General features: G+C 38.2%; 13 protein-coding genes. 1 reads left to right on the forward strand and 12 read right to left on the reverse strand.

What is annotated here, in order from left to right; translation table 11 throughout:
• The 9 genes from KJ678_01665 to KJ678_01705 all read right to left on the reverse strand — a co-directional run.
• On the reverse strand, window positions 1-557 hold a 557-nt coding region (locus KJ678_01665; protein MBU1016847.1), incomplete at its 3' end, for a hypothetical protein.
• Window positions 558-575: 18 nt separating this feature from the next.
• Entirely contained in the window at window positions 576-1,523 is a 948-nt protein-coding gene (locus KJ678_01670; GenBank protein MBU1016848.1) for an NAD-dependent epimerase/dehydratase family protein, read from the reverse strand.
• On the reverse strand, window positions 1,520-2,821 hold the full coding sequence (locus KJ678_01675; GenBank protein MBU1016849.1) for a UDP-glucose/GDP-mannose dehydrogenase family protein: 1,302 nt from the start codon (window positions 2,819-2,821) through the stop codon (window positions 1,520-1,522). The genes KJ678_01670 and KJ678_01675 overlap by 4 nt, the downstream gene beginning before the upstream one ends.
• Window positions 2,818-3,621, reverse strand: a complete 804-nt coding sequence (locus KJ678_01680) for a glycosyltransferase family 2 protein (GenBank protein MBU1016850.1) — start codon at window positions 3,619-3,621, stop codon at window positions 2,818-2,820. The genes KJ678_01675 and KJ678_01680 overlap by 4 nt, the downstream gene beginning before the upstream one ends.
• Before the next feature lie 66 nt (window positions 3,622-3,687).
• A complete protein-coding gene (locus KJ678_01685; GenBank protein ID MBU1016851.1) occupies window positions 3,688-4,815 on the reverse strand; it encodes a glycosyltransferase family 2 protein in 1,128 nt (375 codons plus the stop codon).
• Complete coding sequence (locus KJ678_01690; GenBank protein ID MBU1016852.1) at window positions 4,784-5,149, reverse strand: hypothetical protein; 366 nt, start codon at window positions 5,147-5,149, stop codon at window positions 4,784-4,786. Before KJ678_01690 ends, KJ678_01685 begins: the two co-directional genes overlap by 32 nt.
• Window positions 5,146-5,406 (reverse strand): hypothetical protein, encoded by a 261-nt coding sequence (locus KJ678_01695; protein MBU1016853.1) that lies wholly within the window; start codon window positions 5,404-5,406, stop codon window positions 5,146-5,148. The genes KJ678_01690 and KJ678_01695 overlap by 4 nt, the downstream gene beginning before the upstream one ends.
• A 91-nt stretch (window positions 5,407-5,497) precedes the next feature.
• Window positions 5,498-6,373 carry a CAP domain-containing protein gene (locus KJ678_01700; GenBank protein MBU1016854.1) on the reverse strand — a complete coding sequence of 292 codons (876 nt, stop codon included), beginning with the start codon at window positions 6,371-6,373 and terminating at the stop codon, window positions 5,498-5,500.
• A gap of 146 nt (window positions 6,374-6,519) precedes the next feature.
• Complete coding sequence (locus tag KJ678_01705; protein ID MBU1016855.1) at window positions 6,520-8,592, reverse strand: lamin tail domain-containing protein; 2,073 nt, start codon at window positions 8,590-8,592, stop codon at window positions 6,520-6,522.
• Here KJ678_01705 and pgk point away from each other — a divergent pair.
• The gene (gene pgk / locus KJ678_01710) at window positions 8,549-9,571 is read left to right on the forward strand and encodes a phosphoglycerate kinase (protein MBU1016856.1); all 1,023 of its coding nucleotides are present in this window, start codon (window positions 8,549-8,551) and stop codon (window positions 9,569-9,571) included. The two genes, KJ678_01705 and pgk, sit on opposite strands and share 44 nt — an antisense overlap.
• On the opposite strand, the gene KJ678_01715 is transcribed toward pgk, so the two are convergent.
• From KJ678_01715 to KJ678_01725, 3 genes are all read right to left on the reverse strand, one after another.
• Entirely contained in the window at window positions 9,540-9,875 is a 336-nt protein-coding gene (locus KJ678_01715) for a hypothetical protein (GenBank protein ID MBU1016857.1), read from the reverse strand. The genes pgk and KJ678_01715 overlap by 32 nt on opposite strands.
• 168 nt (window positions 9,876-10,043) lie before the next feature.
• Window positions 10,044-10,454 (reverse strand): tRNA (adenosine(37)-N6)-threonylcarbamoyltransferase complex ATPase subunit type 1 TsaE, encoded by a 411-nt coding sequence (gene tsaE, locus KJ678_01720; GenBank protein ID MBU1016858.1) that lies wholly within the window; start codon window positions 10,452-10,454, stop codon window positions 10,044-10,046.
• A partial coding sequence (locus tag KJ678_01725; protein ID MBU1016859.1) for a VanZ family protein occupies window positions 10,400-11,206 on the reverse strand: 807 nt, incomplete at its 5' end. The genes tsaE and KJ678_01725, both read right to left, overlap by 55 nt.

Here is an 11,206-nt window from a genome sequence, read left to right on the forward strand (position 1 = left end):
AATATTCCCGCCATAGTTCCCGTTATTTCATACATCAACAAAGTTAGTCCTATTCCAATCAAAAACTTGTTTAACGCGGTAACAATATTGGCCAAACTAAAATCCATAAATCTCTGCAATCCTTGCAAAAAAGATATTGGAATGGATAAGACCAAAGAAACTGCAAAAAACAACATAAAAAACATAAGCGCCAAAGAATTGTTAAAATTCAGAAAATTAAGGATTTGTTTATTTAAAATAAATGAAAAAACCACTGCTAAAACCCCAATTGTCGCGAATGCTTTTAGAAGCCACAAAAATAAGCTGGAAACGGTACTATACAAATTTTTAGCTTTAAGCTCTGACACTATTTTTACTATAGAAGTGTTAAAAACAAGAGAGGGAACATTTAGTATAGCAAAAAGAGAAAATAAAGAAATCAAAATTCCGTAATCAGAAACGGACAAAAGTCTGCCCGCAAAAAGCTGAAACAGGTAGCTTAGAATATTAACCACAAAACTGCCTGCCATTACCATCGCAGAACCAGCAATTAAGGGATTATTTAATTTGCTTCTCATTTTTAATTCCATTTATAATTAGGGCAGGTCTTTTAGATTCTTTTCATACCACAGTACTGTATCTTTCAATCCCTTTTCAGGAGAAAATTCAGGGTTCCAGCCAATCACACGACAAATTTTACCTATATTAGCATGAGTCTTATATTGGTCCCCAAGTCTTTGCGGAAAAATTTTAGCTTTCGCTTTTTTCCCCATAACATCCTCCACTATTTCTATCGCCTTTTTTGTGGAAATGCACTTATCCGAACCCACATTAAATATCTCTCCATTAACCTTATCCGTATTTTTTAAAAATAGCTCAAGAGCGGAGACCACATCCAAAACATAGGTAAAACTTCTAAGGTGTTTCTCACTACCCTCATATAACGGAAACTCCTCTTTCCGCAAAATGCTCTTAATCAGTCGAGGAAACAGTTTATCCGGTCTTTCCCTAGGACCGTAAATAGAAAACAACCTCGCAGAACAAGCTTGGATAAAACCCTGCCTCTGATAAGAAAGGACAAGTTGTTCCGCCGCAAGCTTTGTAACCCCATAATAAGACGCCGGAAGGGGCGCTTTGTCTTCTTCTACTGTTGCGTTTAGTCCATAAACCGAAGAGGTACTTATGTTAACAAACATCTGCAGAGACTTTGAATTTTTAACAGATTCTAAAAGGCGGTGCGTGGCAATTATATTATTCCTTATATAATCATCTAAAGAAATATCAGAGGATATTCCCGGTTGGGCGGCGAGGTGAAAAATTACATCTATATCCATAACCACATCGCTTAGATTATCCTTTGCGAGGTCTAACTCCCTTATTGACACACCCAAACTATTAAGATCTCTAGCATTAACTCTCTTTTGATTTACTGAATAATAAGGCGTGTAACAGTCTAAACCAACAACTTCATAACCCCGCTTAACAAGAAATTCCAATAGGTTGGAACCTATAAAACCAGCCCCTCCGGTTACCAATATTTTCATATTATCCTCCTTCCTATACCTACATATTCAAATCCAACTTCTTTAACTTTCTGCGGATCAAGAATGTTTCGACCATCAAAAATAACTTTAACACTAGATATTTTTTTAACTTTGTCCAAATCTAATAAAGCGAATTCCTGCCATTCAGTAAGAATACACAAAGCATCGCTTCCTTCAATCGCATCGTAAATATCTTTTGCGTAATACACCACATCATTCCCAAGAATAGTTTTTGCGTTTTGCAAAGCGGCGGGGTCAAAAACCCTAATTTTGGCGCCTTCCCCACGCAGAATCTTTATAACCTCAATCGCCACCGATTTCCTTATATCATCAGTATTGTTTTTAAAAGCCGTTCCTAAACAAGCCAAGGTTTTTCCAGACAAATTCCCAAAATAGTCTGTAATTTTTTCAACAAAAAAATATTTTTGTCTCTCGTTCACATCCATAACCCCGCGCAGTAACCTAAAATCATATTCTTGGTCGGAACTTGTTCTATACAAAGCCTCAACATCTTTTGGGAAGCATGAGCCGCCATAACCGAGACCGGCATTTAAAAAGCTTCGCCCAATTCGTTTGTCGTAACCCATACCATCTGCAACCACTTTTACATCGGCTTTTGTTTTATCACAAATTCTGGCAATCTCGTTAATAAAAGAGATTTTTGTAGCCAAAAACGCATTGGATGCGTATTTTATAAGTTCTGCCGAACGGAAATCGCTTTTTATTATGGGAACATTTAAATGCGTGTACAACGAAGCAATTTTATCCAGCGCTTTTTTGGAATCCGAACCTAAAACCACTCTATCCACATTATTAGCGTCAAAAATAGCGGTACCCTCCCTTAAAAATTCGGGATTGGACACCACATCAAATTTGTCTAAATGGACATTATCCGCAATTATCTGTTTAATTTTTTCGTTAGTCCCAACAGGAACGGTGCTTTTAGTTACAATTATTTTGTAAAAATTTAGGTTCTCGCCTATAGCATTAGCCACCGCCGAAACTGCGGTAAGGTCCGCGCTTCCGCCTTGATTTGAAGAGGTACCCACGGCAATAAATATCGTCTCGGATTTTTTAATAGCGTCTTCAACTTCTGTGGTAAAGAAAAGTCTTCCCTCCTTCACATTTCTAACCACCAGCTCTTTAAGCCCTTCTTCATAAATAGGCATACTGCCCTTTTTTAGAAGCTTTATTTTTTTCTTATCTATATCCGCGCAAATAACCGTATGCCCCCAATCCGCAAAAACAGCCCCCGTTACAAGCCCTACATAACCTGTGCCTATTACACTAATTTTCATAAAGCATAAACGCCTTTAAGGTCGTTAACTCTAACTTTTAATACATCCATCGCCATTTTTATAGAATCTCTTAACGGGTTTAACCTCTGTGTCTTAACATAAGCCCAAGTTACAGGAACTTCCTTCACCTTAAATCCTAGCTTTTTTGCCAAATACAAGACTTCCACATCAAAAGCTCCTAAATAAGCATCCTTAATTTCGGGCGCTCCTTCGCCATAAATTTTAAGATGCGCAAAAATCTCTTTAGCGGATTTTTTATTAAAAAGCTTAAATCCGCATTGCGTGTCTTCAATTCCTTTAACAGCGATTATTCTAACCCATAAATTAAAAACTCTGCCCATTAAGTGTCTATAATAAGGCTCGCTTATTCTAGAAGACCCCAACCCCTCGCGAGACGCAATAGCAATATCATAAGATTTATCGGAAAGCCAAACAAAAAGTCTTTTTATTTCTGAAATTGGGGTTGCCAAATCAGCGTCCGCAAGATATATAAATTCACCGCTAGCCTCCATAACCCCTGTCCATACTGTGGGACCTTTTCCTCTATGGGGGTTTTTTATAAGTCTGAATTTACTATTGCTTTTGCAAAAATCGGAAACAATTTTTACAGTATCGTCTGAAGACCCATCATCCACAATCAATACTTCGTAAGAATAATCATATTCTTTAAGATACGCGTTAATTGAAGACAGGGATTTAATAATATTCTTTTCTTCGTTATATGCAGGAATAACAACAGAAAGATAAATGTTCTTAGGGGAAGGTTTTTGTTTAGTTGTTTTTGTATTAGATACAGTCATAAGTTAATTGTTATCTTGCTATATTGTTATCTTGCTGTATTGTTAACAAGACAACAATATAACAGTCTATTTTCCCCTCCAAACCACTTTCGTGTACATTGTGAAATTCCAAATAAGTCCAAGTAATATACCTACAACGACAATACTTAAATATGGGAAGAGACTTTCCACATTTAAAAACTTTGTCCCTGCCACCATTACAATAGCTTGAATTGCAATAGACCCCAACGATAGAAAATTAAACATCGGAAGTTTCTTAACCAATATTTTTAAATTAACGATTTTTTTATCAGAAAATGTCCACGCATTGTTAATAAAAAAGTTGGCGAGGATTGCAATTTCCGTAGCTAAAACATTTGATAACACCGCCTTATTGTAACCTAGTATGGTAACCAATACAGACGCAAAAACAAGCTGGATAAATGCTCCTATTGCCCCCACAATACATACTTTAAAAAACCTCTCGTTTTTTCGATACCTTAAAATTAAAACCACTTTCATAGACTCCTTAAATTCCCGCAAAACATTGCTTTTGGACTTTTCTTTCTCTCTATCCACAAAGTTAATAGGAATTTCTATAGTTTTAGCCTTAAGACAAAGCATTTCGTACAAAAGGTGGATTTTATAAGCAAATGTTTTAGAAAGAATTTTTGAGAGATTTATTGCATCCAAATACCCTTTAACACGAGAGGCTTTGAACCCTGTTGTATAATCCTTAACATTTTTGGTGCCAAGAACAACTCTGGCAAACCAGCCTCCAAAAAAACTAAAAAACTTTCTGTGCAACCCCCAATTCTGGGGAACAGACCCTCCTTTTACATATCGCGAACCCAATACATAGTCGTACCCCTCGCTTATCTTTTCTAAAAATCTCGGAATATCGTTAGGATTATGCTGAAAATCCGCATCCATCTCAAAAACTACCTCCGCTTTGAGCTTCTCCATAGCGTATTTAAATCCGCGAACATATGCCGCGCCCAAACCTTGTTTCTCGCCAGTAATTAAATGAATATTTTTGTATCTTTTAATTTTGGAACGGACAATATCTGCCGTGCCATCGGGAGAATTATCATCCACAACAAGAATACTCATATTAAAATCCTTTATATTCTTAAATACTTTTTGGAGTTCTTCTAATAGAGGCCCTATATTATCCTTTTCGTTATATGTAGGAATAACAATCGTTGTATTCATAATTCAACTTTTTTATTTCCTCTCCCTTTTCTTCCGTAACCCATTTTAAAGTATCCTGCGACCAATTAAATGTATCGGAATAAAGTTTATTGAAGAAACTCTCAAAATTATACAACATAGAAACCTTTTCTTCCACAAACTTAAAAATCCCAAGAGCTTTGTCAATAATCTCCCCTGCTTTGTTTAAAGAAGTTTTCGCCTCTTCAAGAGATGTTTTGGCGGTTTTTATCTCCATACTTACTTTGTTAAGGACATTTAAGGCAGAAACATTTTTTGCAAACGCAAAGGTGAAAAAAAGAGCGCCTATTATTATAAAGCAAAGCGGGCTTCTCATAATATATTAAGCGAAAAAGCAAAAAGAAGAGTCACCAAAACGGCGATTAAAATATATTCATATACAATATGCCAATATAAACGAACGCGGATTAAATGGTAAATTGTTCCCCAAATAACATAAGAAATTGATACCACAATTACAACCAAAAACTGTTTGTAAGGATTAAAACGGAAAAAGGAATAGAAATAAGCTCCTAAAGCGAGGATTGTAAATAATGCGAGATATTCTATTATCGTTAAGTATTTCTTATCCATAACACTCGTCATTGCGAGGGCAAAGCCCGAAGCAATCTCATTAAGGTTGCTTCGTCGTCACTTTGTTCCTTCTCGCAATGACACCCACCTTTTAAAGGACAATCCCCGCATTGGCGTACCAAACTCCAACTAAAGCTATTATTAAAAACAGCAAATGGACTAGGGTATTACCCGTAAGTCTTAAAACATTGTTTCTTTTAACATACCACATATCCAAAGCTAAAAGTAAAGTTAAAAACGCTCCTAAAGAAAGAGAAATCCCTCGCGAAGCGCTAAATATATCTAAAGCGGGAAGTATTTCTCCCGTTTGTTCTACTGCGGGCGCGGCGGGGATGGATTCTCTTTCTATAATCTGTATCCCTTCTGTTTTAGCGCTTGTGGGTTCTATAGAAGCGGTGTATTCGGGAAACTTGCTCTTGCCAAACATTTGGACCACTAATGTGGTCTCATGCCCATCTAAAACACCGTTTACCACCGCAAAACCGATATCCTCATAATTTGAACTTAATAAGTTGTCTCTGTGAGTAGGCGACTTAAACCAAGCTTGAACAACAGAGCTAGAGTTATTAAAATCCCGCGCCAAATTTTCGCCGGCATAAATGTATTCATAACCACTACTAACAATAAAATCCCACGGCTCTTTTCCGCTGGGCGACACATGCGCCCAATAATCCTCGGCAAACATATTTTGGGCTTTTTCATAAGCCGCTTGGGAAAGGCGTGTATTTAATTCTAACGGTTTTTCGTTATTCTCGGCTCTTGTTTTATTTGTGTATTCCAAAAGGTCTTGTGTAGTAACATTGGACGCAAAACCTAAAACTTTTGGAAACCGCGCGCTTGCGGGAGAGATTACTAAAATAGTAAGAGAAATAAAAATTATATAACTTAAAAGCGCGGGGTGCGACAAGAGCTTGGCTCGTTTTTTATGTTCTTTGCGAGGCAGGAAATGGGCAAGAAACGAATTCATAGAAAAATTATACTACAAACAGGTGTTCTCGTCATTGCGAGAAGAGAGCCGTAGGCGAACGACGAAGCAATCCTGATGGAAATTGCTTCTCCCTCGCTAAAGCTCGGTATCGCAATGACACTGTGGCAATAACCGTGAGTAGTTACCTAGTCCTTCCTATACATAAAAAACCCAATACCTCCCATTCCAAAAAGTATTAAAGCCACCCACCAAAAATCCCAAACTGATTTGGAGGGTTTCACCTCTTTATCCACCGTATTTTCTAAAGCCAAAACACTCCCCTTCAAATCACCGCTTTCTTTAGGAACGATGTTCTCCGTTTTAGTTTCCTTTAGCGTTGGAACCTCAACTTCCTTAACCTTCTCTTCAACTCCCAAAACCGCTCCCTGTGGAATTTCCAAATTCGGAATTTCTTCAACAACCGTTTCGTCTTCCTCCTTGGAAGGTTTGGCGGAAATACCCTCGGCGGAACTATTATTGCCCGCCGTATCAAACACAATTACATAATAATAGTAAGTGGTGTCATTATCCACATCTTCATCATCATAACTTCTTTCACTTGAAGAAACTTCCGCTAACCTAGTTTCGGGGTTTGGGATAAATTTTTTATTTTCGCTTTTGTATATTCTGTAATAGTCCACATCAAAACTTGCCGATTTATCCCATTCTAAAACTACAAGAGAATCCGAAACGGACGCTCTTAAATTATCCACGGGTTCGGGACTCTCGGTATCCGTTAAAAACACTTCCACATCTTTTGAGGCAATGGACGAGATATTTCCCGCATTATCCCAAGATTTACAATAAATGGTATAAACCCCCTCTATTGGGGTAAAAGAGTAATTCCAAGTATCCGCGCCACTGGCAAGGACCCAGCCTTCTGTTAAACCAAAACTTGCGCCATTCCAATATTTGGTTTCACCTAAAGGAGTAACTTCCTTAATTTTTACCTCCACTTTAGAAAGCCCAGATACTTCGTCACTTGCGGTACCGCTTATAGCGCCATCCCACCCATCATCCTCATAATAATCTAATAACGGAAGCGCTATATTTACAGCTGGTTTTGTTTTGTCAATTTTTATTGTATTACCCGAAGTTTTAACATCTTCAGAATTACCCGCGGCATCGGTGGAAAAATATTTCAAAGTGTAAATACCGCCCGCAGTTACAGAAAAAGAATTTCCAGAATTGGATAGGGTAGTAGGCTCCGTACCATCCAAAGTGTAGTAAGTATTACCGCATAAAAAATTGTCCGCACAAACTAACTCTACAGAAAAATCGTCTTTATGCCAAAAAGAATCTAATAATGAATCTGTGGTAGTTGGGGAAACACTGTCTATAGTTACAACCCACGGACCAGACCAAGCGCTACAATTATTTAGGGAATCGCAAGCCTGTACCTGCCAATTATAAATTCTATCCGCGCTTCCGGTAGCATTGATAAAAGAGTTTGTACCAGTAGAGACTGGACCATATGCCCCGCCTGTCCAAGAACTCTTGTACTTGTACACTACAGGAATACTAGGGTCGGAAACATCCTCCCAATCTAAAATCGCCACGGACGGTTTAACGGAAGAACCATCCGCGGGAAAAACCAATCCGGGCACTGGAGGCGAAGTGGTGTCGTCCCCACCATTAGAAAAACCTCTAGTAGGAGTTGCAAAATTAGTTACCGTACCGGTAGAATTTCCGTTAGGATAAAATCCCCAGGAATGCCCTGTACCCGGATGCCCCACATAAGTAAGCAAGGATGCTATGGACAAATCCGGTTTATACAAAGTAACGGATGTTTGGTAATGTTGCAAATCAAAACCAAATTTATTTGCGCCAAACCCTTTTTCCACCACAAAATATCCCCTTGCAGATATGGTTGTTCCCGCTGTAAAAACAAGTTTTGGACCACCTAAATCTAGGAAACTACTATTATTGAGTATCCACCCGCTAATATCAATAACCGTATCGTTAGGATTATAAAGCTCGGTCCAATCAATATCGTCCACAGGGTACGGAGAAACTTCGTTTACAATAGGAGATAAGACTACAGCGCTAACGCGATTGGCAAAAAACACAACACCAGCGGAAAAGAGCAAAATTGCCAAAAAAACCTTTAGATATACACGCTTTGAACGGACAGGTAATGATGTTATATTTATAGTATAAGGAAAAATTTTGAATATGGCAATAAAAACTTTAAGAGATATAGAAGTTTTGGAAAACAAAAATGTTCTTGTTCGTGTTGACTTTGATGTCCCTTTTAATAGTAATGGGCAGGTAGCAAATACAACAAGAATAAAAGCCTGCCTGCCAACTATAAAGTATCTCTTGGAAAAAGGAGCAAAAGTGACGCTTTTAACAAAACTTGGTCGCCCCAACAATGGCGTTAAAATATCAACAGAAGTATTGGCGCCTTTACTTGCGCAATTGTTAAATACTAAAGTTTCATGGTTTCCTAACATAAGCTTCTCACCTAACTTAGGAAACTTAATTCTCCTAGAAAATGTTCGCTTTTACCCCGAAGAAGAAAAACAGGATACCGCGTTTGTTAAAGCGTTAACTGCGCCTTATGATTTATATGTGAACGAAGCGTTTGCTATGTGCCATAGAAAAGATTCTTCAGTAAGTTTAGCGCCAAAATTTCTGCCCAGCTTTGCAGGTTTTAGATTAATTAAGGAAATAGAAACGCTAACCAAGCTATTAGAAAACCCGCAAAGACCGTTTATTGCAATAATTGGGGGCGCAAAACTAGAAACCAAAATTCCCGTAATTGAAAATTTAGCTCATATCTCCGATAAAGTGCTAATTGGCGGCAAACTCTCTCTTGAATTAAGTCCTAAATTACTTAAGTTACCCAACATACTTAACTCTCAAGATTGGGTAGAAAGAAAAGACGTTGGTCCTCAAACCATTGCTTTATTTAAAAGCGAAATTGCGAAGGCAAAAACCATTGTGTGGAACGGGCCAATGGGAATGTTTGAGGACGAAAAATACGCCAAAGGAACCGAGGAAATTGCGCGCTACATTTCTAATTTGGACGCTTTCAAAGTAGTTGGCGGGGGAGATACTATCGCCGCTATAACAAAAGCGGGGGTTTTGGACAAAATGGATTTTGTTTCTACAGGAGGGGGTGCAATGCTCACCTTTCTTTCTGGAAAACCTATGCCGGGCATTATCGCTTTGGAACAGAGCGAGGTTTGCTGATATTCGGTTCTCCGCCATATTCCGGCAAAATCAAGTCCCGCCAAGACTTTATATTTCCGTAAGCATAGTTAAACGCGTTGGCGATGGAGACGCCCACTTTAAGCCCGGTAAAGGAACCGGGTCCCTTGTTAACATCAATTCCTGAAATATCGTTAATAGAGATATTATTATCTTTTAAGATTTTTTTAATAAGAACAAACTCGTCCTCCACACCCGCAATTTCGGCAAAAACTTCAGAATCTTTAAGAAGTTTAACTACTTTGGTATCCCTTTTTGCTGTATCTAAATATAATTTATAATTCATAGCTTAAAACTACCCTCGTGAGATGGTAGATGAAACTTTCCCCGCACACAGCAGGGCTTGCTCGGCAAGGAATTACAGCAAACCACCTGCGTAAGCGGGTGGTTGTTGATATTTCATACCCATATCCCGTAGTACAAGGAGTCTCCTTGGCAAAGGAGACTCCTTTGTCTATAGGACGGTTATTCCGCGAATGTTCTCGGAAACAAACTTAAACTCAACTTTTAAAGCTTTTTTAGGTAAATACCCTTCCATTTTTTCTGGCCATTCTATTAAACTAATCGTGTCTTTATCCCCCAAAAATTCTTCCAAACCCAAATCCACAAGTTCACTCAAAGAGTTTATCCTATACAAATCAATGTGGACGATTTTAGGTCTTTTTCCATAAAACCTTACAAAAACAAAGGTTGGACTTTGAACTCTACCCTTTATCCCAAAACCCTCAACAAAGCCTTGGACAAAAGTGGTTTTGCCACTTCCCAAATCTCCGTATAAAGCTAAAACTTCGCCACCTTTAAGTTTTTTGGCTAAGTTAAAAGCCAATTTTTTAGTTTCTGCGGCAGAATTTGTGAAAATTTCCATATAGATAAAAAACCTAAAAACGCCCCTGTTAAATCAACCAAACTATCTTCAATTCTACCATTTCTCCCGGGAACAAATCGTTGGTGAAATTCGTCCGAGAGAGAATAAAAAATTACAAAGATAAAACTAGCAAATATCCTTTTGTTAAAAGCCCTGTAAGCAAAAATAAAAAGGACGGAATACTCCACAATATGAACACTTTTATGAATTATAAAATCCACCAAAGGATTTCTTGATACGCTTGCTCCGGGAATAGATGACCCCGCAAATATTAAACCGCACCATAAAACCAAAGGAAAATATTTATTTTTAAAAAACGCAATCAATCCAAGAAGTATAACACCAAAACCTCCCACTATTAACTTTATACCATTATTACTTTTCGTATTGTTATTGTCATCAGTGTTGATTATATCTTCCTGCGCTTCTACAACTCCACCTTCTGGCGCGTATTCCTGTATCTCAAAAGTTTCAGGGATTTTGACATCGGGGTTAGCTGTGTTTGCAGACTGCGCGGACAATACTTGTCCAACAGATTCTGTTTGGATAGCCTCTGCTTCTGTTTCCGCTTCCTCTTCTTCCTCTACCACAACTTCATCTTCAACAATTTCGTTTTCTTCTCCCGGTGTTGTGGTTTTTGTTAGTTTAAATTCCCCATCGTCCAAAGCGTACGAATACCCCGTTTGGCAGGTCTCGTAACTTGTTTCGTCCACCAAATCCCCATTGGGATTAAGCAAACGGACGGAATCCCC

The organism is Patescibacteria group bacterium (assembly GCA_018817085.1).
Classification (GTDB): Bacteria; Patescibacteriota; WWE3; order CG2-30-40-12; family CG2-30-40-12; genus CG2-30-40-12.

Excerpts from the sequence above, each read along its gene's own strand:
- KJ678_01700 (MBU1016854.1), bottom strand. The coding sequence starts at position 6,373 with ATGAATTCGTTTCTTGCCCATTTCCTGCCTCGCAAAGAACATAAAAAA.
- KJ678_01695 (MBU1016853.1), bottom strand. The coding sequence starts at position 5,406 with ATGGATAAGAAATACTTAACGATAATAGAATATCTCGCATTATTTACA.
- KJ678_01685 (MBU1016851.1), bottom strand. The coding sequence starts at position 4,815 with ATGAATACAACGATTGTTATTCCTACATATAACGAAAAGGATAATATA.
- KJ678_01675 (MBU1016849.1), bottom strand. The coding sequence starts at position 2,821 with ATGAAAATTAGTGTAATAGGCACAGGTTATGTAGGGCTTGTAACGGGG.
- KJ678_01680 (MBU1016850.1), bottom strand. The coding sequence starts at position 3,621 with ATGACTGTATCTAATACAAAAACAACTAAACAAAAACCTTCCCCTAAG.
- tsaE (MBU1016858.1), bottom strand. The coding sequence starts at position 10,454 with ATGGAAATTTTCACAAATTCTGCCGCAGAAACTAAAAAATTGGCTTTT.
- KJ678_01715 (MBU1016857.1), bottom strand. The coding sequence starts at position 9,875 with ATGAATTATAAATTATATTTAGATACAGCAAAAAGGGATACCAAAGTA.
- KJ678_01690 (MBU1016852.1), bottom strand. The coding sequence starts at position 5,149 with ATGAGAAGCCCGCTTTGCTTTATAATAATAGGCGCTCTTTTTTTCACC.
- KJ678_01670 (MBU1016848.1), bottom strand. The coding sequence starts at position 1,523 with ATGAAAATATTGGTAACCGGAGGGGCTGGTTTTATAGGTTCCAACCTA.
- pgk (MBU1016856.1), top strand. The coding sequence starts at position 8,549 with ATGGCAATAAAAACTTTAAGAGATATAGAAGTTTTGGAAAACAAAAAT.